Origin of the sequence: Pseudomonas lyxosi (assembly GCF_047758685.1) — a bacterium.
GTDB classification, from domain to species: domain Bacteria; phylum Pseudomonadota; class Gammaproteobacteria; order Pseudomonadales; family Pseudomonadaceae; genus Aquipseudomonas; species Aquipseudomonas lyxosi.
The window spans coordinates 5,991,157-6,017,630 of sequence record NZ_CP180481.1 but is presented as its reverse complement, the minus strand read 5'-3'; the positions used below and the strand labels follow the sequence as shown (position 1 = coordinate 6,017,630).

At 60.7% G+C, this 26,474-nt stretch carries 19 protein-coding genes; 16 read left to right on the top strand and 3 right to left on the bottom strand.

What is annotated here, in order from left to right:
• The first annotated feature begins 145 nt into the window (after positions 1-145).
• Together ACMXYI_RS27610 and ACMXYI_RS27605 are read left to right on the top strand one after the other, a co-directional pair.
• On the top strand, positions 146-841 hold the full coding sequence (locus ACMXYI_RS27610) for a DUF1266 domain-containing protein (RefSeq protein ID WP_415770134.1): 696 nt from the start codon (positions 146-148) through the stop codon (positions 839-841).
• On the top strand, positions 838-3,507 hold the full coding sequence (locus ACMXYI_RS27605; RefSeq protein ID WP_415770133.1) for a DUF805 domain-containing protein: 2,670 nt from the start codon (positions 838-840) through the stop codon (positions 3,505-3,507). The genes ACMXYI_RS27610 and ACMXYI_RS27605 overlap by 4 nt, the downstream gene beginning before the upstream one ends.
• On the opposite strand, the gene ACMXYI_RS27600 is transcribed toward ACMXYI_RS27605, so the two are convergent.
• The 3 genes from ACMXYI_RS27600 to ACMXYI_RS27590 all read right to left on the bottom strand — a co-directional run bounded on the left by ACMXYI_RS27600 (position 3,504) and on the right by ACMXYI_RS27590 (position 9,680).
• A complete protein-coding gene (locus ACMXYI_RS27600) occupies positions 3,504-5,195 on the bottom strand; it encodes an Hsp70 family protein (protein WP_415770131.1) in 1,692 nt (563 codons plus the stop codon). The two genes, ACMXYI_RS27605 and ACMXYI_RS27600, sit on opposite strands and share 4 nt — an antisense overlap.
• Before the next feature lie 251 nt (positions 5,196-5,446).
• Entirely contained in the window at positions 5,447-8,725 is a 3,279-nt protein-coding gene (locus ACMXYI_RS27595; protein WP_415770129.1) for an EAL domain-containing protein, read from the bottom strand.
• Between the two features lie 64 nt (positions 8,726-8,789).
• Positions 8,790-9,680: a LysR family transcriptional regulator gene (locus ACMXYI_RS27590; RefSeq protein WP_415770127.1), complete on the bottom strand. Its 891-nt coding sequence runs from the start codon at positions 9,678-9,680 to the stop codon at positions 8,790-8,792.
• 146 nt (positions 9,681-9,826) lie between these two features.
• Here ACMXYI_RS27590 and leuC point away from each other — a divergent pair, with 146 nt between their 5' ends.
• The 14 genes from leuC to purF all read left to right on the top strand — a co-directional run bounded on the left by leuC (position 9,827) and on the right by purF (position 26,427).
• Entirely contained in the window at positions 9,827-11,245 is a 1,419-nt protein-coding gene (leuC, locus tag ACMXYI_RS27585; protein WP_008151269.1) for a 3-isopropylmalate dehydratase large subunit, read from the top strand.
• A gap of 10 nt (positions 11,246-11,255) precedes the next feature.
• Complete coding sequence (gene leuD / locus ACMXYI_RS27580) at positions 11,256-11,900, top strand: 3-isopropylmalate dehydratase small subunit (protein ID WP_415770125.1); 645 nt, start codon at positions 11,256-11,258, stop codon at positions 11,898-11,900.
• Positions 11,901-12,054: 154 nt separating this feature from the next.
• Positions 12,055-12,822 carry a class I SAM-dependent methyltransferase gene (locus tag ACMXYI_RS27575; protein ID WP_415770123.1) on the top strand — a complete coding sequence of 256 codons (768 nt, stop codon included), beginning with the start codon at positions 12,055-12,057 and terminating at the stop codon, positions 12,820-12,822.
• Positions 12,823-12,873: 51 nt separating this feature from the next.
• On the top strand, positions 12,874-13,956 hold the full coding sequence (gene leuB / locus ACMXYI_RS27570; protein ID WP_415770121.1) for a 3-isopropylmalate dehydrogenase: 1,083 nt from the start codon (positions 12,874-12,876) through the stop codon (positions 13,954-13,956).
• Positions 13,957-14,024: 68 nt separating this feature from the next.
• Positions 14,025-15,137 carry an aspartate-semialdehyde dehydrogenase gene (gene asd / locus ACMXYI_RS27565; protein WP_149658895.1) on the top strand — a complete coding sequence of 371 codons (1,113 nt, stop codon included), beginning with the start codon at positions 14,025-14,027 and terminating at the stop codon, positions 15,135-15,137.
• A 250-nt stretch (positions 15,138-15,387) separates the two neighbouring features.
• Entirely contained in the window at positions 15,388-16,398 is a 1,011-nt protein-coding gene (locus tag ACMXYI_RS27560) for an aspartate-semialdehyde dehydrogenase (RefSeq protein WP_415770119.1), read from the top strand.
• Positions 16,399-16,605: 207 nt separating this feature from the next.
• Positions 16,606-19,461 (top strand): FimV/HubP family polar landmark protein, encoded by a 2,856-nt coding sequence (locus ACMXYI_RS27555; RefSeq protein WP_415770117.1) that lies wholly within the window; start codon positions 16,606-16,608, stop codon positions 19,459-19,461.
• Positions 19,462-19,650: 189 nt separating this feature from the next.
• Positions 19,651-20,475: a tRNA pseudouridine(38-40) synthase TruA gene (gene truA, locus ACMXYI_RS27550; RefSeq protein WP_415773990.1), complete on the top strand. Its 825-nt coding sequence runs from the start codon at positions 19,651-19,653 to the stop codon at positions 20,473-20,475.
• A gap of 63 nt (positions 20,476-20,538) precedes the next feature.
• Positions 20,539-21,159 (top strand): phosphoribosylanthranilate isomerase, encoded by a 621-nt coding sequence (locus ACMXYI_RS27545; RefSeq protein WP_415770115.1) that lies wholly within the window; start codon positions 20,539-20,541, stop codon positions 21,157-21,159.
• 182 nt (positions 21,160-21,341) lie between these two features.
• A complete protein-coding gene (accD, locus tag ACMXYI_RS27540; protein ID WP_033061847.1) occupies positions 21,342-22,262 on the top strand; it encodes an acetyl-CoA carboxylase, carboxyltransferase subunit beta in 921 nt (306 codons plus the stop codon).
• Positions 22,259-23,566 carry a bifunctional tetrahydrofolate synthase/dihydrofolate synthase gene (gene folC, locus ACMXYI_RS27535; RefSeq protein ID WP_415770113.1) on the top strand — a complete coding sequence of 436 codons (1,308 nt, stop codon included), beginning with the start codon at positions 22,259-22,261 and terminating at the stop codon, positions 23,564-23,566. Before accD ends, folC begins: the two co-directional genes overlap by 4 nt.
• Positions 23,550-24,221: an SPOR domain-containing protein gene (locus ACMXYI_RS27530; RefSeq protein WP_415770111.1), complete on the top strand. Its 672-nt coding sequence runs from the start codon at positions 23,550-23,552 to the stop codon at positions 24,219-24,221. The genes folC and ACMXYI_RS27530 overlap by 17 nt, the downstream gene beginning before the upstream one ends.
• Before the next feature lie 98 nt (positions 24,222-24,319).
• Positions 24,320-24,880 (top strand): CvpA family protein, encoded by a 561-nt coding sequence (locus tag ACMXYI_RS27525; protein WP_008145596.1) that lies wholly within the window; start codon positions 24,320-24,322, stop codon positions 24,878-24,880.
• 41 nt (positions 24,881-24,921) lie between these two features.
• Positions 24,922-26,427 carry an amidophosphoribosyltransferase gene (gene purF / locus ACMXYI_RS27520; protein WP_007905939.1) on the top strand — a complete coding sequence of 502 codons (1,506 nt, stop codon included), beginning with the start codon at positions 24,922-24,924 and terminating at the stop codon, positions 26,425-26,427.
• The last annotated feature ends 47 nt before the right edge of the window (positions 26,428-26,474 follow it).

Sequence of the window (26,474 nt, the reverse complement as noted above, 5' to 3'; positions counted from 1 at the left end):
GCTGAATGAAGGCCCCGACTCGTCGGGGCCTTTTTGTTACGGCGAAAAACAGGCATGCGAGCTTTGCCGCCTTGCAACGGTTTCTCTACAATCCACGCCAGTTTGCCGACTCCCATTCTGCCTGGTCGGCCCGGAGCTTTTTTTCATGGACGAGATACAACAGCGTTGGCTGTACGCGCTTTCTGCGCCTTTGGTTGCCCTTAATCCCGATGCCGATTACACCGCCGCCACGTATTGCTTCGACCTCAAGCACGTTGATGTCGAAGGCGGTTGGGGCATTACCACGCGGCCAGAACTGCTGGAAATGCTGCGCACGGCCGATAGCGGCCACGCCACACAGCTGAACGAAGCCTATCGCCAGTGGGAACGGTGTCTGCCATCCGAGTGGCAAGCGTTGATCGAGACACTCGATACCCGTCAGCGGGCCTTTTATGAACTGGCCAGTCGCACGTTCGGAGAATGTGGGCCGGGTGGCATACGCGCTTGGGACATCGGACGCATGGGCTTTCTGCTCCGTAGTGCGGTGCTCCATGGCTGGATCGATTTGACCGAAAGCCTTTGGCTGCATGGCCGGATGGCGGCGCGCGCACGGTATTACTACGACAGCTGGACCACCTACCTGAACGCTTTTATGGTCGGCAAGGCTTTCTGGAGTTGCCTGGGGAATGCCGACGAGCAACTGGCCCACGAATACGACCGCCAGGGCGACTACCCGGGCAACACAGTCATCCCTGAAAAAATCGACCGCGATGCCCGGGCGCTTTTCGCGCAACTGCCTTGGGACATGCCGCTGCACCTGCCGGAACGCCCGGATACTTTAGGGGAGTTCGACTGGTCATGAGTTGCTGGATTCGCTTGGGCATTGAGCCTACCAAAGACAACGACGCCATTCGCGGTGCCTATCGCGCGCGCTTGCCGCAGCATCACCCCGAGACCGATCCGGAAGGCTTTCAAGCCCTGCGTGAGGCCTATGAAGTGGCTTTGCGCTTTGCTCGCGAGGAAGACCTCGATACCGAAGCACCGGTCGTTGCCGGACAAAGTGCTGCCGAGCAAGTGTTAGCAAGCTTCGAAGCGTTGCTGCTCGACTCGACGCGACGCTTCAATCCGCAGGCCTGGCAAGCGTTCAATCTCGACCTTGATCGGCTGTCGCTGGAGACACTGGACGAAGTGTGCTGGGCCTTGCTGAGGCATTTGATCGACGCCGGGCCGATTTCTCACACCTGTGCACGTTTGCTGGCGCAACGCATGGGGTGGGCAAGCCGGATGTTGGACCTGGCGTTCGAGAACGCACAGCAGGTCGATGAGTTTCTCCAGCGAATCGATGCACCGGATCCGTTCGACACATCGCTGATGGCCCATTGGTCGGCGTCCGCGCAACTGGAAACCCTCTGGTACGTGCGCACCCTCAACTACCTGCACCACAACGAACCGCTGGCCGATTACAAACATTTCGCAAGCCTTCACACCTGTCTACCGCTGCCCGCTGACGACAGCCTGCTACAACGTTTGGCCGTGCAATTCAGTCAGGCCGGAATCGCCAACAAGGACTTTCTCGACATTGTGAGCGAGCAGCATCGTCTGGCTCCGCAGGATGTCGACTGGCTTTATTTGGTGGCTCGCCAGCGCAGCGTGCTAGGGCTTGAGGAGCTGGCCTTGCAAGCCTGGGTGCGGCTCTGGAACGAGCATCAGCATCCGAAAGCCGCGACCTGGTTGCTGGAGCTCTGTGCTCGCCATCAGCCGTTGCGTTTGCCGTTGCTGATACAGGCCTTTGATCGACTGGAAAATTTCCGCGACTGGTCCCATGACCTCAGCGATGTCACCCAGGAATACGGCAGCCCGTCTCAACGTCCGGAGACGCTGGCGCGCTGGTTCCACGCCCGGCAACTTGACCTGGCCGGCATTGCGGGGGCCTTCGTCGGATGGCGCATCAGTGGCGACGAATTGCCTTTGCTGGCGTGGCTGCTCGAAGAGATCGATGACCCGCAGCTGCAGACGCTGTACCAGCATGCGTGGGCGTTGCACCGTGGCGACGTGCTCTTGCTGCAACGGGTGCTGGACGCGCCTGAAAGCCTCGACGTGCTCGACGCGTTGGTATTGCAAGGGTTCAAGTATCAGGCCGAACAGCAAATCTGCTGGCTGACTCAAGCGCCGATCCCGTTGGCGCTGAACGCATTTCTCGACAGCCAATCCGCGGACCCGGTGCTCGCATCGGAACTGCAGAAGGGCGAGCCGCGTGAGCTCAGCCTGCTGTGGCTGCGTCGTTTGCGGTCCTACGACGCTCGAGCAATGGCACGGCTGGATGAGGCGTTCGCGCTGGGCAAGCAAGACCCGGTATTAAGCGGCGTGTACCTGCAAGCCCAATTGGCCGAGCAGGGCCTGCTGCTGCCCGCGATGGCGACTCAGCTTGATGTGTGGGAATGGCATCGCCAAGCGCTGTACCTGTTGGCAACCCTCGATCAACCACAGCGTTGGCTGGGCGCGCAATCGGCGGCCTGCGTGGATTTGATGGATGTTCCGCGCGATCATCCGCTGGCTCGTTTACAGCCGCTGTTGCGCCGATTGAGTCGCGAGCAGGGTAGCCTGAACGGTTTGCTCGGCTGGCTGCAAGCGGCGGATCCGGTTCATGCCTTGCTTGCCCGGCAACTGCTTGGCGTCCAGGAGGCACTCGACAGCACACAGTTGCTGTCCAATGACCGTTTGTTCGAGTGCATGCGCAGCGACATCCGCGCGTTCGACGACGATCTGCTGGGCCGGATGTTGTTGTGTGGCGTGCTGTATCAGGACCCGCTGCTCGATGCCGAGCAGCGTGGCTATTTACTTGGCAGAATTTCCGCCGTCACCAATCCCGAGGACTGGTTCGACGGGTTTCGCGACGGTCTGATCAAAGGAGAGCCGCAGCGGCCACCACGCTCGTCGCTGGAAGACAGCGAAGGGATCGACAGCGAGGCGTTTTACCTCGCGCTCGATGCGCTCAAGAGCTTGGCGCGCTATGGCAGTGCCGGCGTGCCGCGCGGGAAGATTTTGCAGCGCATGCAGCGAGCCAAGGATGATCCGGCTCACGGGTTGGGTCTGCGGTTTGCCTTCAGTGCATTGCTGTCCTGGAGCGAACGCCTGCTGCTGGCCAAAAGCGACAGCCGTCCCGCGTCATCCGCTGCTTTCTGGCGTTTAGGCACGCGACTGGGGCGCACGGCATTTATCGGACAGGTGCTGGGGTGCATGCTGATCACCCTTGTGGCGGCGATTTTCAGCGGCACCCCAGCCGTGCTGTTGCTGGGCGTTGCGTTTCTACTCAGTGCCGTATTAAGGCGCCTGCATGACCTCGGTCGCGGAATTCCCACGTTGCTGATTTGCTGCTGCCTGGCGCCGGTGTTGCCGTTTCTGCCGCTGGTGTTGTTCGGCTTTCCCGGCGACAAACTGCCCAACCGCTATGGCGTACCACCGGACGGCGCGGGTGAGGACACACTGCCCGGTGGTTTGCAGGCCACCCTGCGGCGGCTCAATGGTTAAAGGCGGAGTTGGTCCAGCGCCTTATTGAGTTGTGAGCGATGGCTGGCAATCTCCACCGATTGCTGGCCACCGAGCACGGAGGTAAAAGCATCCAGCCAGCCGGCAATTTGTTCACGCTCATCGCCCAGGCTTTGCATCCAGGCACGCTCCAGTCGCGCCAGCAGGGTGCGATTGGGCAGCGCATCGCGCGGGTGAATTTTCAGGGCAGTGAGCCGTTCATGGCTGTTTTGCCGTGATTGCTGATCAAGCCCGGTAGGGCTGCGGTCGATGCTGTGGCTGTGACGTTCACCGCTGGCCAGCAAGGTCACATCGACTTCGAGCAAGCCATTGATGTCATAGCTGAAGCGTACATCCAGGGCTTGCGTCTGGTCGCCGGGTGTCACGGGTACGTCGAAGGCATCGATGAAAATATTGTCCCGTACCCACGGCCGTTCACCCTGATAGACCGCGATGCGGATAAATGCCTGCTGTGGATGCGTCGTGTAGAAGCGTTGCACCCGGGAGGTCGGGATCACGGTGTTGCGCTCAATGATAGGAGAGAAAGCGCCGCTGACGTCTTCACCGCGATTCGTCGAGATGCCCAGCGTGTAGGGGCAGACGTCGGTCAGGATCAGTTCCTCGATGGCGCCATCGCGGGCCTTGCACGCGGCTTGGGTGGCCGCCCCCAGCGCGACAATCGTGTCCGGGTCGAGGTGGCGATAAGGCAGGCGCCCGAAGAGTGTGGCAACCATTTGCTGCACCGCGGGCATCCGCGTGGCGCCACCGACCAGCACCAGGCTGTCGAGGTCCCTGGGCTTCAGTCGGGCATCGCGCAGGGCCTGTTCGATGGGGGCGCGCAAGCGGGCCAACAGCGGTTCCCAGATTTTCAGCGCCGCCGCTTCATCCAGTGACCATTCGCGCAACTCGCCGGCACCGTTCCAGCTCAGTTGCTGCGCGCCTTCTGTGAGCTTGCATTTGAGTTGCTCAAGGGCGTCGCCGAGGCTGGCCAAGGCCTGGGCATCAATCATCTGTGCAGTGAGTTGCCAGTCTTTCAGGCAGGCCTGCATCAACGCCGCGGTAAAGTCTTCGCCGCCGAGGAAGTTGTCGCCGGTGGAGGCATGGACCTCAATCAGCGGCAATGCGTATTCCAGTACCGTGACATCAAAGGTGCCACCGCCCAGATCGAAAATCAGCGTGCGCTCGAATTTTTGCTCGTGCAGCCCATAGGCCATGGCGGCGGCGGTAGGTTCATTGATCAAGCGCGACACTGCCAGGCCCGCCAGTTCAGCGGCAAACAGCGTGCGCTTGCGTTGCTCGTCACTGAAGTAGGCCGGCACCGAGATCACCGCCTCGTGCACCGGGTGGCCCAGCCAGGCTTCGGCATCCTGCTTGAGCGAGCCGATCACCAGGGCCGACAGCTCTTCCGGACTGAATTGCCGACCGCCCAATTCGAACTGCTTGTCACTGCCCATGAAACGCTTGAACGCCGCCACCGTGCGTTCCGGATGGGTCGTCAGGCGGGCGCGTGCCGCATTGCCAACCAGAATGCTGTCGTCCTCATCGAGGCTGACTACGGAAGGGGTGAGGAATTCGCCGAGGGCGTTGGGAATCAACTGTGCCCGACCTTCCTGCCAAACGGCGATCAGGCTATTGGTGGTCCCAAGATCGATACCCAGCAAGGCCGGGCGGGGGAGGGTTGCATCCTGCATGATTGATCTCTTTGAGGCGGTGTAAAAAATCGCGACCCTACAGGTTGAGAGAAAAACTGGCAATTGCACGGCGCCACTCGTCCCTGTAGCAGCTGCCGAGCCCGCGAGGCTGCGTTCGGCTGCGAAGCAGTCGTGAAATCAGGCGATGCGGTGTGTCAGTAGAACCGAGTGCATAGGTTCTACGACTGCTACGCAGCCGAACGCAGCCTCGCGGGCTCGGCAGCTGCTACAAAATTGTGTGTACGCCGCGCTCACTTGAGCAACTTCTGAAAATCCTCCACTGGCAGCGGCGGGCTGTGCAAATACCCCTGATAAAAATGACAGCCCAGCCCCTGCAAGAATTCCAGCTGCTCCGGCGTCTCTACCCCTTCGGCAATCACTTTCAATTCCAGGCTGCGGGCCATGGCAACGATGGCTCGGATGATCTCGGCGTCGTTGGGGTCGGTGGTGGCGTCGCGGATGAACGATTGGTCGATTTTCAGGGTGTCGACCGGCAGACGCTTGAGGTAGGTCAGTGACGAATAACCGGTGCCGAAATCGTCCATGGCGAAACTCACACCGAGTTTTTTCAGGCTACGCATTTTATTGATGGTGTCTTCCAGGTTCTGAATCACGATGCCTTCGGTGATTTCCAGTTTCAGCAGCGAGCAGGGCAGACCGTGGCTGAGGAGGCTGTGTTCAATGCGTTCGACGAAGTCGTTTTGGCGAAATTGCCGCGGGCTGATATTCACGCACAGGCTGAAGTCCAGCGGATCGACCAGGCCTTTGGCGATCAGTTGTTTGAAGGCACTGCAGGCTTCGTCGACGATCCAGGTGCCGACTTCCAGAATCAGCCCGCTGTCCTCCAGCACCTTGATGAACTCGGTGGGCGATTGCGCGCCGAGGTCCGGGTGGTTCCAGCGCACCAGCGCCTCGGCGCCGACGATGCGGTCATTCCGGGCGTCCACCTGAGGCTGGTAGTGCACGCGGAATTCGCCCCGGGAAAGGGCCAGGCGCAGGTCGGTTTCCATGCGCAGGCGTTCGCTCGCCGCCTTCTGCATGGTGTTGTGGTACATCTGCGTGGTGTTGCGGCCCGAATCCTTGGCCCGGTAGAGGGCGATGTCGGCGCGTTTGAGCAGGTCGGTCGGGGTCGAGCCGTGATCGGGAATCAGCGCGATGCCGATGCTGGGGGTTACTTGCAGGCGTTGTCCGTCGAGGAACATCGGCTCCGACAGCAGTTCACGCAAGGTGTCCGCCAGTTGCAGGACTTGCTCGCTGACCTCGTTGCGCGAGCCTTCGAGCCCGCTGAGCAGCACCACAAATTCATCACCGCCCAAACGCGCGACGGTGTCTTCCATGCGCACGCTGGCTTCGAGGCGCGCGGTGATGATTTTCAGCACGGTATCGCCCACCGGATGACCGAGCGAATCATTGATGTGCTTGAAGTGATCAAGGTCGAGAAACATCAGGGCGCCGCGCAGGTTGTGGCGCTTGAGCAGGGCAATCTGCTGACTCAGGCGATCCATCAGCAGGGCGCGGTTGGGCAGGTTGGTCAGTGGGTCGTGGTAGGCCAGGTGACGGATCTGAGCTTCAGCGTTTTTCAGCAGGCTGACGTCCCGCGCGGTTAGCAGCAGGCAGGCGGTTTCGTTGAGGGTGATCGGTTCTACCGAAACTTCGACGGTCAGCAACTCGCCGCGTTTATTGCGCCCGAGCATTTCCTGGTGATGCACCCGGCCTTTGATCTGGAGTTCGGCGAGCAGTGCCGAACGTTGTTTTTCCTCGGCCCAGATGCCGACCTGATACACCGTGCGACCGACCACTTCATCGGCGCGGTAGCCGGTCAGGCGGCAGAAGCCATCGTTAACTTCCAGATAACGCCCGGTGTCGCGCTCGGTGATGGTGATGGCGTCGGGGCTTGAGTGGAAGGCCTTGGCGAACTTCTCTTCGCTGGCCTTGAGCGCGGCTTCCGAGCGTTGCTGCTGAGTAATATCGCGCAGGGTGGTGACGATGCACGGCTGGTCGCCGACGCTGATCTGGCGGCTGGAAATCACACAGGTCAGGGCTTGCCCGTCTTTGTGCTGAACGAGGATCGCCACGTTGTTCAGACCCTGTTCGCGGATGACCTGCTCGATCCGTCGCAGGCTTTGCGCCGAAGCGTCCCATAGACCGATTTCGTCGGCGCTGCGGCCAATCACGTCGGCGGCGCTCCAGCCGAAGGTCTGGGTGAAGCTGGAGTTGATCTCGATGAATTGGCCGGTGTCCTGACGGGTCACGCAAATCGGGTCCGGGCTGACCTGGAACAGGGTGGCGAACTTCTCTTCGGACGCCACCAGAAGCTGCTCCCGCTCCACCTGGTCGGTGATGTCGAGCAGCGTACCGGCCATGCGCACCGGGACACCGTTTTCATCGCGATAGAGTCGGGCGCGGCTTTCCAGGTAGCGCGAGCTACCGTCCGGCAGTTGCACGCGGTAGGTCAGTTGATAATTGCCGGCAGGGCCTTCTCGCAGGCTGCGATAGGCATCGCGCATGGAGTCGCGCTCTTCACCGGGCACGCCTTCAAAAAAATCGTCGAAGGATTCATGGAAAGGTATGGGGTCCAGCCCGTGCAGCTGGGCGGCGCGTGCCGAGCCGTACAGCATGCCACTGGGAATGTGCCAGTCCCAAGTGCCGAGTTGCGCTGAATCCAGCGCCAGGTCGAGGCGCTCCTGGCTGTCTTTCAGGGCATGTTCGGCGGCTTTGCGTTCGGTAGTGTCAAGGAACGTACTCAGCAGATAAGGCTGGCCTTCGAGCTCGACCTTTTGCGCGCTGAGGATGCCGTCGTGGATCTGGCCGTTGCTGGCACGAAATTGCACCTCCATGTTGATCAGTTCGCCCTTGGCCTTGGTGGCTGCGACGAGTTGCGCCCGTTGCTCCGGATGCACCCAGAGGCCCAGTTCCAGGGTGGTGCGACCAATAGCGTTCTGTACTGGCCAGCCAAACAGGCTTTCGAAATACTGGTTGGCTTCGCTGATCAGGCCGTCTTCCTGGCGAGTCAGCAGCACCATGTTCGGACACAGGTGGAACAGCGTGGCGAAGCGTTTTTCCGAGCTGCTCAACGCCTGTTCGCGCTGGCGCTGGTGGGTGATTTCACGGATGACGCCAATCATGCGTGGTCGACCGTGTTTGTCCGGCAGCAGGCTGCCGTTGATCTCCAGCCAGTGCAGGCTGCCGTCGGGCCAGCGGATGCGGTGATGCATCGCCTGTTCCAGCGGGGCGCCGGCGATCACCGCGTCGAAGGCGCGAATGGTTTTCGCCCGATCCTCTGGCGGCAGCAAGTCGAGGTATTCCAGATCCGCCGGCAGCGGTTGCCGGGGATCGAAGCCGAACAGCGCCTGGGTACCCCGCGACCAGCTGATCTGCCCACGTTCGATGTCCCAATACCAGGCGCCCAAATGTGCGCCGTTGAGGGCAGCCAGCAATTGTGGGGCGCTTTCCCAGCTCTGCTCGGACCGTTTTGGGTCAAGCGCCTGTATACGCGGCATTGGCGGAATACGGTCAACAGATTTCGGCATTGGCAAGCCTTGGCTGGTGGGATGTCAGTTTCAGTGACTCGAGGCTCTATAGACGTAGCACAGCTTAGCCGAGAGTCCCTGGCAGATCGATTTGTGCATCCAGCAAGGCCATGAAGGCCCGTGCCGCATTCGACAACGTCCTTTCTGTGTGCAGGATATAGCCTAGCTGGCGAGTGAGTTGTATGCCTGGTAAAGGTATTCGCGCAACCTGATCATCCAGCATGGTGCGCGGCAACACGCTCCAGGCCAGGCCGATCGAGACCATCATCTTGATGGTTTCCAGATAATTCGTGCTCATGGCGATGTTCGGCGTCAGGTCTTGAGCTTCGAACAGGCGCCGGACGATGTGGTGAGTAAAGGTGTTGCCGCCAGGGAAAACCGCCGGGTGCAGCGCAATGTCCGCCAGGCTGACCGGGCCGTGGCTGATCAGCGAGTGCTCCGGGGCGACCACGAAGTCCAGCGGGTCGTCCCACACCGGCGTGGCCTTGACCAGTGCGTGGGGCTCCGGCGCCAGGGTAATGACCGCCAGTTCAGCGCGGCCATGGAGGATTTCTTCGTAGGCCACTTCCGAATCGAGGAACTGAATATCCAGCGCCACTTGCGGGTAACGTCGGGTGAACTCCCTTAATAAGGGGGGCAAGCGGTGCAGGCCGATGTGGTGACTGGTGGCCAGGGTCAGGCGGCCGGTCACTTCGCCGGTCAGGTTGGTCAAGGCGCGGCGAGTGTCGTCCAGCACATTCAGAATCTGATAGGCCCGCGGCAGCAAGGCGCGCCCGGCCTCCGTCAGGCCGACTTCACGGCCCAGGCGATCGAACAGGCGCACCTTCAATTGCTGTTCCAGCCCGGCGATACGCTTGCTGATGGCCGGTTGCGTGAGGTGCAACCGTTCGCCAGCGCCGGAGAAGCTACCGGTCTCGGCAATCGCGATAAATGCATTGAGGTTGGCGAGGTCCATTGCAGTATTCCAGTTGGTTATCCAAAGCATAAAAAATATGAATTTGAGTTATTTAATGTAACCCCCTAGGATCGACCTCACAAGCCAAGGGGTTATTGAGTTTTTCAAGATCCACGGCATAGAAACAAGCTGATGAGGACCGTCTGATGGCCGGCAAAACGCTTTACGACAAGCTTTGGGATTCCCATGAAGTGAAACGGCGCGACGATGGGTCGTCGCTGATCTATATCGACCGCCACATCATCCATGAAGTGACTTCGCCCCAAGCTTTCGAAGGCCTGCGTCTGGCCGGGCGCAAGCCTTGGCGCGTCGACTCGATCATCGCCACCCCGGACCACAACGTACCGACCACTCCGGATCGCAAGGGCGGCATTGAAGCGATTACCGATCAGGTCTCGCGCTTGCAGGTTCAGACCCTCGATGACTACTGCGACGAATATGGCATCACTGAATTCAAAATGAATGACGTGCGTCAGGGCATCGTTCACGTGATCGGTCCGGAGCAGGGTGCCACCTTGCCGGGCATGACCGTGGTCTGCGGCGACTCGCACACCTCGACCCACGGCGCGTTTGGTGCATTGGCCCACGGCATCGGGACTTCCGAGGTCGAGCACGTGTTCGCCACGCAGTGCCTGGTCGCCAAGAAAATGAAAAACATGCTGGTGTCGGTCGAGGGCAAGTTGCCGTTCGGCGTGACCGCCAAGGACATCGTGCTCGCGGTGATCGGCAAGATCGGCACCGCCGGCGGTAACGGCCACGCCATCGAGTTCGCCGGCAGCGCCATTCGCGATTTGTCCGTCGAAGGCCGCATGACCATCTGCAACATGTCCATTGAAGCCGGCGCTCGTGTCGGTCTGGTGGCTGCGGACGAAAAAACCGTGGCTTACGTCAAGGGCCGTCCATTTGCCCCGAAAGGCGCGGAATGGGACATGGCGGTCGAAGCCTGGAAAGACCTGGTGTCCGACGCCGATGCGGTGTTCGACACCGTCGTCGAACTCGACGCCACTCAGATCAAGCCGCAAGTCAGCTGGGGCACTTCGCCCGAGATGGTCCTGGCGGTTGATCAGAACGTGCCGGACCCGGCGAAGGAAATGGACCTGGTCAAACGCGGTTCCATCGAACGCGCCTTGAAATACATGGGTTTGAGCGCCAACCAGGCGATCACCGACATTCAACTGGACCGCGTCTTCATTGGTTCCTGCACCAACTCGCGGATCGAAGACTTGCGCGCTGCGGCGGTGATCGCCAAGGGCCGTAAAGTCGCTTCGACCATCAAGCAAGCCATCGTGGTGCCGGGCTCGGGCCTGGTGAAGGCGCAAGCCGAGGCCGAAGGCCTGGACAAGATTTTCCTCGAAGCCGGTTTCGAGTGGCGTGAACCGGGTTGCTCGATGTGCCTGGCGATGAACCCGGACCGTTTGGAGTCGGGCGAGCATTGCGCCTCGACCTCCAACCGCAACTTCGAAGGGCGTCAGGGCGCCGGTGGCCGTACGCACCTGGTCAGCCCGGCCATGGCCGCGGCGGCTGCCGTCCACGGTCGTTTCATCGACGTTCGCGAACTGATCTGAGGAACCGCACATGAGAGCTTTTACCCAACACACCGGTTTGGTCGCGCCATTGGACCGTGCCAACGTCGACACCGACCAGATCATTCCGAAGCAGTTCTTGAAGTCGATCAAACGCACCGGTTTTGGTCCGAACCTGTTCGACGAATGGCGTTATCTGGACGTGGGCTATGCCTACCAGGACAACTCCAAACGTCCGCTGAACAAGGATTTCGTGCTCAACGCCGAGCGTTATCAAGGTGCCAGCGTGCTGCTGGCCCGCGAAAACTTCGGTTGCGGCTCCAGCCGTGAACACGCGCCGTGGGCGCTGGAAGAGTACGGTTTTCGCAGCATCATCGCGCCGAGCTTCGCCGATATCTTCTACAACAACAGCTTCAAGAACGGCTTGCTGCCGATCATCTTGAGCGACGCTGAAGTAGATGAGCTGTTCCAGCAAGTCGAGGCGAATCCTGGCTACGAGTTGAAGATCGACCTGCAAGCCCAGACCGTGACCCGACCTGATGGCAAGGTCTACAGCTTTGAACTTGACGAGTTCCGCAAGCATTGCCTGGTCAACGGCCTGGACGACATCGGCCTGACCTTGCAGGACCACGAAGCGATTGCGGCGTTTGAAGCCAAGCACCGTGCGAGCCAGCCTTGGTTGTTTCGCGACGCGTGATTGATCCGAAATTGATGTAGACAGGGTGGGCCTCTTCGCGGGCAAGCCCGCTCCCACAGGGATTTTCAGTGTTCACAAAACCTGTGGGAGCGGGCTTGCCCGCGATGAGGTCCGGACAAACACCACAAGGCTAAACCCCAAAAAGGAAGTCCATATGACCAGCACCGCCCAGCACAGCCAAGTCGTACAAAAGCAATTCGGTGAACAGGCCTCGGCCTATCTGAGCAGCGCCGTACACGCTCAGGGCACCGAATTCGCGTTGCTACAGGCTGAACTGGCAGGGCAGGGCGATGCTCGTGTGCTGGACCTGGGCTGCGGCGCCGGTCACGTGAGTTTTCACGTGGCCTCGCTGGTGAAAGAAGTGGTGGCCTACGATTTGTCGCAGCAGATGCTCGACGTGGTGGCCGGTGCCGCCGTCGATCGCGGTCTGACCAACGTCTCCACCGTGCTGGGCGCCGCCGAGCGCCTGCCGTTCGCCGATGGTGAGTTCGATTTCGTCTTCAGCCGTTATTCGGCGCACCATTGGAGCGATCTCGGCCTGGCCCTGCGAGAGGTTCGCCGGGTGCTGAAGCCGGGCGGCGTGGCGGCGTTCATCGACGTATTGTCACCGGGCAGTCCGTTGTTCGACACTTACCTGCAAAGCGTCGAAGTGCTTCGCGATACCAGCCATGTGCGCGATTATTCCGCCGGCGAGTGGTTGCGTCAGGTCAGCGAAGCGGGGTTGCATACCCGTGGCACCACCCGTCAACGGCTGCGACTGGAGTACACCTCGTGGGTCGAGCGCATGCGCACACCAGAGGTGATGCGCGCGGCAATCCTCGAGTTGCAGCAGTCGATGGGTAATGAAGTACGCGAATATTTTGAGATTGAGGCCGATGGTTCGTTCAGTACAGATGTACTGGTGCTGTGGGCAGAGCGATAGACTTTTTCCGGGCGCGCCCACGGGCGCACCGACTGATGACATGAGGAAAGCATGAGCAAGCAGATTCTGATTCTCCCAGGTGACGGTATTGGCCCGGAAATCATGGCCGAAGCGGTCAAGGTGCTGGAGCTGGCGAACGACAAGTACAGCCTGGGCTTCGAGCTGAGCCATGACGTGATCGGTGGCGCTGCCATCGACAAACACGGCGTGCCGCTGGCTGACGAAACCCTGGACCGTGCTCGCGCGGCCGACGCTGTATTGCTGGGCGCCGTGGGCGGCCCGAAATGGGACACCATCGAGCGTGACATTCGCCCTGAGCGCGGCCTGCTGAAGATTCGTGCGCAACTGGGCCTGTTCGGCAACCTGCGTCCGGCGATCCTGTACCCGCAATTGGCCGAGGCTTCGAGCCTGAAGCCTGAAATCGTGGCTGGCCTGGACATCCTGATCGTCCGTGAACTGACCGGCGGTATCTACTTCGGCGCGCCACGCGGTACCCGCACCCTGGAAAACGGCGAGCGTCAGGCGTACGACACCCTGCCGTACAGCGAAAGCGAAATCCGTCGCATCGCCCGCGTCGGTTTCGACATGGCCATGGTACGCGGCAAGAAGCTGTGCTCGGTGGACAAGGCCAACGTACTGGCTTCCAGCCAACTGTGGCGTGAAATCGTCGAGCAAGTGGCCGAGGATTACCCTGAAGTCGAACTGAGCCACATGTACGTCGACAACGCCGCCATGCAACTGGTGCGGGCACCAAAGCAATTCGACGTGATCGTCACTGACAACCTGTTCGGCGACATTCTTTCCGACCAGGCGTCGATGCTTACCGGTTCCATCGGCATGCTGCCGTCGGCATCGTTGGATACCAACAACAAGGGCATGTACGAGCCGTGCCACGGTTCGGCGCCGGACATCGCAGGCAAAGGTATTGCCAACCCGTTGGCGACCATTTTGTCGGTGTCGATGATGCTGCGTTACAGCTTCAATCTGCAGGATGCGGCCGATGCGATCGAGAAGGCCGTCAGTCTGGTATTGGACCAAGGCCTGCGTACTGGCGACATCTGGTCGGCCGGTTGCACTAAAGTCGGTACGCAGGAAATGGGCGACGCAGTAGTCGCCGCGCTGCGGAATCTGTAATCTCTCGGGCCCGCTGCAACTTTCACTTTGAAAGCAGCGGCCCACTTTTTAAAGAAGGTGTAGTTGCGATGAAACGTGTAGGTCTGATCGGTTGGCGCGGTATGGTCGGTTCCGTGCTCATGCAGCGGATGCTGGAAGAGCAGGATTTCGATCTTATTGAGCCGGTGTTTTTCACCACTTCCAATGTCGGTGGCCAAGGCCCGTCCGTGGGCAAGGACATTGCTCCGCTCAAGGACGCTTACAGCATTGAAGAGCTGAAAACCCTTGACGTGATTCTGACCTGCCAGGGTGGCGACTACACCAGCGAAGTCTTCCCGAAGCTGCGCGAAGCTGGCTGGCAGGGTTACTGGATCGACGCCGCTTCCAGCCTGCGCATGCAGGATGACGCAGTGATCGTGCTGGACCCGGTGAACCGCAAGGTCATCGACCAGCAGCTCGACGCGGGCACCAAGAACTACATCGGCGGCAACTGCACCGTCAGCCTGATGCTGATGGGCCTGGGCGGTCTGTTCGAAGCCGGTCTGGTCGAGTGGATGAGCGCCATGACCTATCAGGCGGCCTCCGGTGCCGGCGCGCAGAACATGCGTGAACTGATCAAGCAAATGGGCGCGACCCACGCCGCTGTCGCCGATCAACTGGCCGACCCGGCCAGCGCGATCCTCGACATCGACCGCCGTGTGGCCGAGGCCATGCGCAGCGACGCGTACCCGACCGAAAACTTCGGCGTACCATTGGCCGGCAGCCTGATCCCGTGGATCGACAAGGAACTGCCGAACGGTCAGAGCCGCGAAGAGTGGAAAGCCCAGGCAGAGACCAACAAGATTCTCGGTCGCTTCAAGAGCCCGATCCCGGTCGATGGCATCTGCGTGCGCATCGGCGCCATGCGCTGCCACAGCCAGGCGCTGACCATCAAACTGAACAAAGACGTGCCGATCGCCGACATCGAAGGGCTGATCAGCCAGCACAACCCTTGGGTCAAACTGGTGCCGAACAGCCGCGAAGCCAGCATTCAGGAACTGAGCCCGACGAAAGTCACCGGCACCCTGAACGTACCGGTTGGCCGTCTGCGCAAGCTGAACATGGGCACGCAGTACCTCGGCGCGTTCACCGTCGGCGACCAACTGCTGTGGGGCGCGGCTGAACCGCTGCGTCGCATGCTGCGGATCCTGCTTGAGCGTTGATCGATTGAAGTAATAAAAGAACCCGCGCCTTGAAAGAGGTGCGGGTTTTTTTATGCCCACAGATCGTTCCCACGCGCAGCAAAGGGATGCATCCCGTGACGCTCCGCGTCACAGTTTCAAGGGCGGACGCAGAGCGTCCATGGTGGCATTCCCACGCAGAGCGTGGGAACGATCGGGGTGGGCGCGAATTGCCTGCATCCCAACCACCCGGTAAAGTGCCGCTCCCCCCCGTTTCGCCAGAGGTAGAACCATGAGCCAGTCCTTTGATATTGCCGTGATCGGCGCCACCGGTACTGTCGGCGAAACGCTCGTGCAGATTCTCGAAGAGCGCGACTTCCCGGTCGGCAATCTGCACCTGCTCGCCAGCAGTGAATCGGCCGGCCATTCGGTGCCGTTTCGCGGCAAGAACGTGCGGGTGCGGGAGGTCGATGAGTTCGACTTCAGCAAGGTCCAGCTGGTGTTCTTCGCTGCCGGCCCGGCGGTAACCCTGAGTTTCGCTTCGCGCGCCACAGCCGCCGGTTGTTCGCTGATCGACCTGTCCGGAGCCTTGCCGGCTGATCAGGCGCCACACGTCGTGCCTGAAGCCAACGCGCAGGTGCTGGCCGGTTTGAAAAAGCCGTTCCTGGTCAGCAGTCCAAGCCCTTCGGCCACCACACTGGCGGTCGTGCTCGCGCCGTTGCTCGGTTTGCTCGATCTGCAACGCATCAATTTGACCGCCAGTCTGGCCGTCTCCGCCCAGGGTCGCGAAGCCGTCACCGAGCTGGCACGGCAAACGGCCGAGCTGCTCAACGTGCGTCCGCTGGAGCCGACCTTCTTCGATCGGCAGATGGCCTTCAACCTACTGGCGCAAGTGGGCAAGCCTGATGAGCAGGGTCACACGCTGCTGGAAAAGCGCCTGGTACGCGAGCTGCGTCAGGTCATGGCGCTACCTTTATTAAAGATTTCCGTCACTTGCATTCAAGCCCCGGTGTTTTTTGGCGATAGCTTTAACGTGACCTTGCAGTCGTCGAGCGACATCGACCTGGCAAAAGTCAACGCCGCCCTGGAAGACGCGCCCGGTATAGAGCTGGTGGAAGCCGGCGATTACCCGACACCGGTAGGCGATGCGGTAGGGCAGGACGTGGTCTACGTTGGTCGGGTTCGCAACGGGATCGACGACCTGTCGGAACTTAATTTGTGGCTGACGTCAGATAACGTACGCAAAGGCGCAGCGCTCAATGCTGTGCAGGTGGCTGAATTGTTGATAAAAGACCTCCTGTAAAAGATACTTGGCAACAATTTGTCGAATGAATCCAGCCGGGCGCTATGCTTGGCCGGACTGCTGAAGGCAGGCTCCCTCCGGGGCGTTGCGTGGCATGAATGAAATGATCGCGCGCGACGACTCTTCGCCGCCGCTCGCAATGCCTTACGGCAGCGACTATCAACACCTTCTCGCTGGCCGAGGAATGTTCAAACAAAGGATGAGGCTATGGTTCAAGTTCGCAAACTGGTGTTAGCAATAGCGGCCGCCTCGGCGCTGTCCTCCGGTATGGCGCATGCCCTCGGGCTTGGGGAATTGACCCTGAAGTCGACGCTGAACCAGCCCTTGGTGGCGGAAATCGAGTTGCTCGACGTCAAGGACCTCACCGCTGCCGAATTGGTACCGAGCCTGGCTTCGCCCGAAGATTTCGCCAAGGCCGGTATCGACCGCCAGGCGTTTCTCAATGACCTGACCTTTACCCCGGTGCTCAACGCCAGCGGCAAAAGCATCCTGCGTGTGACATCCAGCAAACCCCTCTCCGAACCCATGGTGAAATTCCTGGTTCAGGTGATGTGGCCCAACGGTCGCCTGCAGCGCGATTACAGCGTGCTGCTCGATCCGTCCAAATTCTCGCCGCAAACCGCTGATGCGGCTGCGCAGCCTGCACCGATGCAAACCGTCACCGCACCGGTGACCGGTGGCACCAAACCAACCCAATACACCACCGCGCCGCGCGATACCCTGTGGGAAATCGCTGCGAAGACGCACACTGGCGGCTCGGTCCAGCAAACCATGCTGGCCATCCAGGCGTTGAACCCGGATGCCTTTATCGACGGCAACATCAACCGGTTGAAAGCCGGTCAGGTGCTGCGTCTGCCGGATCAGGCGCAGAGCACCAGCCTGCCGCAACCGAAAGCCATTGCTGAAGTCTCCGCGCAGAACACCGCGTGGCGTCAGGGTCGTCGCTATGTGGCGAAGCCTGGGACCGGACAGCAGCAGCTCGATGCCACCAAACGCGCTCGCGGCGAAGGCCCTTCGTCGCAAACGGCGACAGACAAGCTGAGCCTGGTTTCCGCCGAGTCCGGCAAGGCCGGTGGCAAAGGCGCCGCGGGCGACGCCAAGAACTTGAGCAACAAGCTGGCCGTGACCAAGGAAAGCCTCGACACGAGCCGTCGTGACAACGCTGAACTGAAAAGCCGCATGACCGATCTGCAAAGTCAGATGGACAAGCTGCAACGCCTGATCGAGCTGAAGAACAATCAACTGGCCAAGTTGCAGGCTGAAGGCGCGGCGGGTGCGCCGACACCTGATGCGACTGCTCCGGCAATGTCAGCCGAACTGGCGGCCAATCCTGCGGCAGCGCCTACGGAAGCGGCTCCGGCAACACCTGCACCAGAGGCTGCTGCGCCTGAGGCCACGCCGGCTCCGGTCGAGCAGCCTGTTGAGCCGACGCCGGCAGCATCCGACGATCAGCAATTCAAAGAACTGCTGACCAATCCGTGGCTGCTGGGTCTGGCAGGTGGCGGTGCCGTGGTGGCGCTGTTCCTGCTGCTATTGCTGGCGCGTCGCCGCAAAGCCCAGCAAGAAGCCGAGAAGCATTTGCGCATGGCCCGTGACTTGGCCGAGGAGCAGGCGTTCTCCGCTGAGCTCGACCTGCCGAAAAGCATCTTCGAAGACCTGGACGTGCCGCCGCCGAGCGTGAAGCTCGCTACCGCGCCAACCCCGACGCCACCGCCTGCACCAGCCCCTGCACCCGCGCCGGCGCGGGTAATTGATCCGGTTGTGGTAACGCCGCCGATCGCTGCGCCACTGGTATCGCCTGCTGGCGAACGCGATGACAACGTATTGACCAAGGCGCAGTCGCACATCACTGCCGGTCGTCTGAATCAGGCGGCTGCCTTGCTGGAAGACGGGATCAAGCAAGAGCCGCAACGCAGTGACCTGCGCCTCAAGCTGATGGAAGTCTACGGTCAGCAAGGCGACCGCGATGCATTCGTTGCCCAGGAACGCCAGCTGGTGGCCAACGGTGACAACTTTGCACAGGTGGAAAAACTCAAGAGCCGCTTCCCGGCGATGGTGATTGCGGCAGCCGGTGGTATCGCAGCCGCTGCGATCGCCGCTGAACTGGACGCGCAATACGTCAAGGATCTGCTGCTGGACGAGCCTGAAGCGCCGGCACCGGCAGTGCCCGATGACTTCGACAATGCCTTCGATTTGAGCCTGGATGATCTGGAAGCTGCCTCTCCGGCGGTGGTTGAGCCAGAACCAGAGTCCGATGACCTCGACAGTGCCTTCGATTTGAGCCTGGATGATCTGGAAGCTGCCTCTCCGGCGGTGGTTGCACCAGAACCAGAACCAGAACCAGAACCAGAACCAGAGTCCGATGACCTCGACAGTGCTTTCGATTTGAGCCTGGATGATCTGGAAACTGCCTCTCCGGCAGTGGTTGCACCAGAACCAGTACCAGCAGCAGAGCCAGTGTCTGCGGCTGAACTGGACGAGTTCCCACTGGACGACGACCTGAGCTTCGAGTCGGTGTTGCAGCGGCAGACCGACATCAAGGAAAACCTCGATGACCTGTCGGACTTCGACCTGGATATGGATCTCGGTGGGGATGCCTCGCCGGCGACCCTGGCCGAAGACGACTTCCTGAGTCTGGATGAAGGCGTCAAGGACCTGGATTTACCTGCCGCTGAAGCGCCGGCTGTTCCCGAGGTTGCGCTGGACGATCTGGAGCTGCCAGCCGATTTCGACCTGTCGCTGGCTGACGAAATGGACGCGCCGGACGCTCCGGACGCGTTTGCAGCCGAACTGGAAGACGTCAACGCCGAGCTGGATCGTCTGTCCCAGAGTTTTGGCGAGCCGAGCTTCACGGCGGAAGACGCCATGGCCTCCGCAGCTGACGAGCCGGAATTCGATTTCCTTTCCGGCACTGACGAAGTCGCGACCAAACTCGATCTGGCCCAGGCCTACATCGACATGGGCGACGCCGATGGCGCCCGGGACATCCTCAACGAGGTGGTGACCGAGGGTGATGCAGGTCAGAAGAGCGAAGCCAAGGAAATGCTTTCGCGTCTGGCTTGATTGATCGGTAAGGCGTAAACAAAACGGCAGCCCATTGAGGCTGCCGTTTTTGTTTCTGTCCTGGGCGCCGGGCAGGGTACAAAACACACGCGCCTCTGGCGTCCCGGTCCGGCGGCCTTATAATGCCCGCCTTTGCGTACATCAGCAGGCTGTCACTCCTTGGCATATATAGATAATCCGGCTGCCGAAATGGTGGCCGAGGGCTTTTTCCGGATCGCGTTGGGCGTTGAATACAAAGGCTCGCGCTATCGCGGGTGGCAGCGCCAGGCCTCTGGCGTGCTCACGGTGCAGGAAACCCTCGAAAACGCCTTGTCCAAAGTCGCCGATTCACCGGTGTCGCTGCTCTGCGCCGGGCGTACGGATGCAGGTGTGCATGCGTGCGGTCAGGTGGTGCATTTCGATACCCAGGTCGAGCGCTCGATGAAAGCCTGGGTCATGGGCGCCAATATCAATTTGCCTCACGACGTCAGTGTCAGCTGGGCCAAGGTCATGCCGGCGCATTTTCATGCGCGGTTCAAGGCCATTGCCCGTCGCTATCGCTACGTGATCTACAACGATCAGATCCGACCGGCGCACCTGAACGAAGAAATCACCTGGAACCACCGTCCACTGGACGTCGAGCGCATGGCCGAGGCGGCGCAGTACCTGGTCGGCACCCACGACTTCAGCGCTTTCCGTGCCGGCCAGTGTCAGGCCAAGTCGCCGATCAAGGAATTGCATCACCTGCGCGTCACGCGTCACGGCAAGATGATCGTGCTGGACATTCGCGCCAGCGCCTTCCTGCACCACATGGTGCGCAACATTGCGGGCGTGCTGATGACCATCGGTGCCGGCGAGCGTCCGGTGGAGTGGATGAAAGAGGTGCTGGAGAGCCGCATTCGCCGGTCCGGCGGGGTGACGGCGCATCCGTACGGCCTGTACCTGGTGCAGGTCGAGTACCGCGACGAGTTCGAATTGCCCGAGCGTTACATCGGGCCGCACTTCCTGACCGGCTTCTCGGAACTTGACGGCTGACGCCCTCGAACGCTTTTGTTACCATCCGGGACTTTCTCGGATTTACCTTGGGGTTCTATCGACATGTCGGCCGTTCGCAGCAAGATTTGTGGGATTACCCGCATAGAAGATGCGTTGGCAGCCGTCGAGGCCGGGGCTGATGCGATCGGATTTGTGTTCTACGCAAAAAGCCCGCGGGCCGTGACGTTTCAGCAGGCGCGCTCGATCATCGAGGCGTTGCCGCCGTTCGTGACCACCGTAGGGTTGTTTGTCAACGCCAGCCGCTGCGAGTTGGGGGAAATCCTCGACGCCGTGCCGCTGGACCTGTTGCAGTTCCATGGCGACGAAACCGCAGCCGACTGCGAAGGCTGGCACCGTCCGTACATCAAGGCGCTGCGGGTCAAGGCCGGTGACGATATCGCGGCTGCGTGCGATGCGTTTCCAAGTGCCAGCGGTATCCTGCTCGACGCCTACGTTGAAGGCGTACCCGGCGGAACCGGTGAAGCGTTTGACTGGTCTTTGATACCGCAAGGCTTGAGCAAACCGATCATCCTGGCGGGTGGCTTGACGCCGGACAACGTCGCCGAGGCGATTACAAGGGTTCGGCCTTATGCCGTGGACGTCAGCGGTGGGGTAGAGGCGAGCAAGGGCATCAAGGATCACGCAAAGATTCAGGCATTCATTAAAGCGGTACGCAGTAGCTGATGTGACGGCTGGCACACTGCCGCCGTCCACAGGCATGGCTGAGGGTTTTTGGGGTGTACGCAGGTCACGTTTAGCTGATCCGGCAACCCATCGATCATCGCCACACACATGAATTTAGCTCAAGGGCATACGCGGGGCTGCGAACCAGAGCGTTCGGGCCGCCGGTACTGGAGAAAGAAAGCATGAGCAACTGGTTAGTAGACAAACTGATCCCTTCGATCATGCGTTCCGAGGTCAAGAAGAGCTCGGTGCCTGAAGGTCTGTGGCACAAATGCCCGTCTTGCGAGGCTGTGCTGTATCGTCCGGAGCTGGAAAAGACCCTGGACGTTTGCCCCAAGTGCAACCACCACATGCGTATCGGCGCCCGCGCCCGCATCGATATCTTCCTCGACGCTGAAGGTCGTGCCGAACTGGGCGCGGACCTGGAGCCGGTTGACCGTCTGAAGTTCCGCGACGGCAAGAAGTACAAGGATCGCCTGACCGCTGCGCAGAAGCAGACCGGCGAAAAAGACGCACTGATCTCCATGAGCGGCTCCCTGTTGGGCATGCCGGTAGTGGTGTCGGCCTTCGAATTCTCCTTCATGGGTGGTTCGATGGGCGCCATCGTTGGTGAGCGTTTTGTTCGCGCCGCCAACTACGCGCTGGAAAACCGTTGCCCGATGATCTGTTTCGCCGCTTCCGGCGGTGCGCGGATGCAGGAAGCCCTGATCTCCCTGATGCAAATGGCCAAGACCTCTGCGGTGCTGGCGCGTCTGCGTGAAGAAGGCATTCCGTTCATCTCCGTACTGACCGACCCGGTCTACGGCGGTGTTTCCGCCAGTCTGGCGATGCTCGGCGACGTGATTGTCGGTGAGCCGAAAGCCCTGATCGGCTTCGCCGGTCCGCGCGTTATTGAACAAACCGTGCGTGAAAAACTGCCGGAAGGCTTCCAGCGCAGCGAATTCCTGCTGGAACACGGTGCGATCGACATGATCATTCACCGTCAGGAACTGCGCCCGCGTCTGGGCAATCTGCTGGCACAAATGATGGGCCTGCCGACGCCGAAATTCGTCGCCGCGCCAATCGAGCCAATCGTGGTTCCACCGGTACCCGCCAACATATGATCGAACGTACCCTTGGCGAGTGGCTCGCCTACCTTGAGCAGTTGCACCCTTCGGCCATCGACATGGGCCTGGAGCGCTCGCAACAGGTAGCGTCCCGCATGGGACTGGGCAAGCCGGCGCCTCGGGTGATCACGGTCACCGGCACCAACGGCAAAGGTTCTACCTGCGCATTCGTGGCTTCGTTGCTGCGGGCGCAGGGCCTGAGCGTCGGTGTCTACAATTCTCCGCACCTGCTGCGTTACAACGAGCGGGTGCAGGTCAATGGCGTCGAAGCCACTGACACCGAGCTGTGCGAAGCCTTTGCAGCGGTCGAGGCGGGCCGTGGCGACACTTCGTTGACGTACTTCGAAATGGGCACCCTGGCGGCGTTCTGGCTGTTTCAACATGCCAGTCTCGATGCAGTGGTGCTGGAAGTCGGGCTGGGCGGGCGTCTGGACACGGTCAATGTGGTCGATGCCGATATGGCGCTGGTCACCAGCATCGGTGTCGATCACGCGGATTATCTGGGTGATACCCGTGAATCCGTAGCGTTCGAAAAGGCCGGCATCTTCCGCCAGGGCGCGCCTGCGCTGTGTGGCGACCTGAATCCTCCACAACCTCTGCTGGATAAAGCGCGCGAGCTCAATTGCCCGTTTTTCCTGCGTGGACGCGATTTCGACCTCGGCATCACCGATCACAACTGGCAATGGCGCGGTCTTGACGCTCAAGGGCGTGCGGTCGAGCTGCACGATTTGCCGTTGCTCGATTTGCCGATGGAAAACGCCGCGCTGGCGTTGCAGGCTTACCTGTTGCTCGGGTTGCCTTGGGCGGATGCACAAATTATTGAAGCGCTGAAAGCCACTCGGGTGGTCGGTCGCCTCGATCGCCGTCAGTTCGACTGGCAGGGCAAGCGCCTGAACCTGTTGCTGGACGTGGGGCATAACCCCCATGCGGCAGAGTATCTGGCTCGCCGCTTGGCCAGCCGTCCACCGGCCGGCAAACGTCTGGCGGTGTTCGGATTGCTGGCGGACAAGGATCTGGATGGTGTTGTCGGTGAATTGAATGCTAGTGTCCAGCAATGGGCCGTCGCGCCGCTGGATTCGCCGCGAGCACGTCCCGTTGCCGATTTGCACGCGGCGTTGCAGAACCTTGGCGCCTCGGTAACGTCCTATGACAGCGTAGCCGCCGCCCTGGAAGGGCAGTGCGCGCTGGCGACGGGCGACGACGAGATTCTGTTGTTCGGATCATTTTATTGTGTCGCCGAGGCCCTTGAATGGCTGGCCCGGCGCTCCACGGAGGAAGCGGCAAATGGCATTGCTGGATAAGGCATACAAACAGCGCATGGTTGGCGCCCTGGTTCTGGTGGCGCTGGCGGTGATTTTCCTGCCGATGCTGTTTTCCCGTCAGGATGAGCAGCGTCAAGTGACGGTTGAGGCCCCGGCTGCGCCGCAAGCGCCTGCGGTGCCGCAAGTTCAGGTCGAACCGGTGGTGGTGCCTGAGCCGCAAGCCCTGCCTCAGGAACCCGTGCCGAGTGATGATGAAATCGCTCAGCAAGAAGCGCCGTCGACAGTGATTGCCCCGAATGTACCGGTGGCGCCTGCGCCTGCCGCCAAACCGGTCACGCCAGCTCCGGCGCCGGCACCTGCGCCAGTCAACAAGCCAACGGTTGCACCTAGCCAGCCCATCACGGCTGCACCGGGCAAGCCGGACACGACTCAAAGCCGCGTCGATGCCAATGGCCTGTCGGTCAGCTGGTCGGTGCAACTGGCCAGCCTGTCGAGCCGTGCTAGTGCAGAAAGCCTGCAGAAATCCCTGCGCAGCCAGGGTTACAACGCCTACATCCGCACTGCCGACGGCAAGAATCGGGTGTTTGTCGGACCGCTGATCGAGCGGGCAGAAGCCGATCGTCTGCGTGACTTGTTGAGCCGCCAGCAGAACCTCAAGGGTTTCGTGGTGCGTTTCCAGCCTGAGCGCGGTTAAAACTATCGCCCCGATTTGAAATGCACTGACAATCGCAGCTTACCGATAGCCATGCGCTCTGCTAAAATGCGCCGCCTTATCCGTCTGTAGGCTGCACTGTGCCATTTACCTGGGTTGATTGGGCGATCGTTGCAATCGTCGCCATCTCCGCATTGATCAGTCTGAGCCGCGGCTTCGTCAAAGAAGCACTATCGCTGGTGACCTGGATCATCGCAGGAGTCGTCGCCTGGATGTTCGGTGGTTCATTGTCCGAGTACCTCGCCGGATACATCCAAACGCCGTCGGCCCGTGTGATCACGGGCTGTGCCATCATGTTTGTCGCCACGTTAATCGTAGGCGCAATGATCAATTATCTTATCGGCGAATTGGTTCGCGTCACCGGGTTGTCCGGGACCGATCGATTCCTCGGCATGGCCTTCGGCGCCGCGCGTGGCGTGTTGCTGGTGGTCGTGGCGGTCGGGCTGTTGAGCCTGGGACCGGTACAGCAGGACGGGTGGTGGAAAGAGTCACAGCTCGTGCCAAAATTTCTATTGGTCGCAGACTGGTCTAAAAACCTGATTCTCGGGTGGAGCAGTCAGTGGCTTGCCAGCGGTATCAGCGTACCCGCTGAGATACCGTTCAAGGAGCACCTCTTGCCGATGGCCAAAACGCCTCAGTGAGTTGTGTTCAGTTCAGATCCATTAAGTAGGGGTTGCGTCGCATGTGTGGCATCGTCGGTATCGTCGGTAAGTCGAACGTCAATCAGGCGCTGTATGACGCGCTAACCGTCCTCCAGCACCGCGGCCAGGACGCTGCCGGTATCGTGACCAGCCATGATGGCCGGTTATTCCTGCGCAAGGACAATGGCCTGGTACGTGACGTGTTCCATCAACGTCACATGCAGCGCCTGGTCGGTCACATGGGTATTGGTCATGTGCGTTACCCGACCGCGGGCAGCTCGACTTCGGCCGAAGCCCAACCGTTTTACGTCAACTCGCCTTACGGCATCACCCTGGCGCACAACGGTAACCTGACCAACGTTGAACAGCTGGCCAAGGAGATTTACGAATCTGACCTGCGCCACGTCAACACCAATTCCGATTCGGAAGTGCTGCTCAACGTGTTCGCACACGAACTGGCCCAGCGCGGCAAGTTGCAGCCAACCGAAGAAGACGTGTTCGCGGCCGTCACTGACGTGCACAACCGTTGCGTCGGTGGTTACGCGGTTGTGGCGATGGTGACCGGTTACGGCATCGTCGGTTTCCGTGACCCGCACGGCATCCGCCCGATCGTCTTCGGTCAGCGTCACACCGACGAAGGCGTCGAGTACATGATCGCCTCCGAAAGCGTCTCCCTGGACGTGCTCGGTTTCACCCTGATTCGCGATCTGGCACCGGGCGAAGCGGTCTACATCACTGAAGACGGCAAGCTGCACACCCGTCAGTGTGCGACCAACCCGTCCCTGACCCCGTGCATCTTCGAACACGTGTACCTGGCGCGTCCGGACTCGATCATCGACGGCGTGTCGGTCTATAAAGCACGCCTGCGCATGGGTGAGAAACTCGCCGAGAAGATTCTGCGCGAGCGTCCGGATCACGACATCGACGTGGTCATCCCGATTCCGGATACCAGCCGCACCGCGGCCCTGGAGTTGGCGAACCACCTGGGCGTCAAGTTCCGCGAAGGCTTCGTGAAGAACCGCTACATCGGCCGGACCTTCATCATGCCGGGCCAGGCCGCACGGAAAAAATCCGTACGCCAGAAGCTCAACGCCATCGAGCTGGAATTCCGCGGCAAGAACGTGATGCTGGTGGACGACTCCATCGTTCGCGGCACTACCTGCAAGCAGATCATCCAGATGGCCCGCGAAGCCGGCGCCAAAAACGTCTACTTCTGCTCCGCAGCACCGGCCGTTCGCTACCCGAACGTCTACGGCATCGACATGCCGAGCGCTCACGAGTTGATCGCGCACAACCGTTCGACCCAGGACGTGGCTGATCTGATCGGCGCTGACTGGTTGATCTATCAGGATCTGCCTGACTTGATCGAAGCGGTCGGTGGCGGCAAGATCAAGATCGAGAAGTTCGATTGCGCGGTGTTCGACGGCCAGTACGTCACCGGCGACGTCGACGAGGCTTACCTGAACAAGATCGAGCAGGCACGTAACGATGCCTCCAAGGTCAAGACGCAGGCAGTCAGCGCGATCATTGATCTGTATAACAACTGAGTAACTACCGGCCCTGAGGGGCCGGTTTTGTATCTACTAGAAGAGCA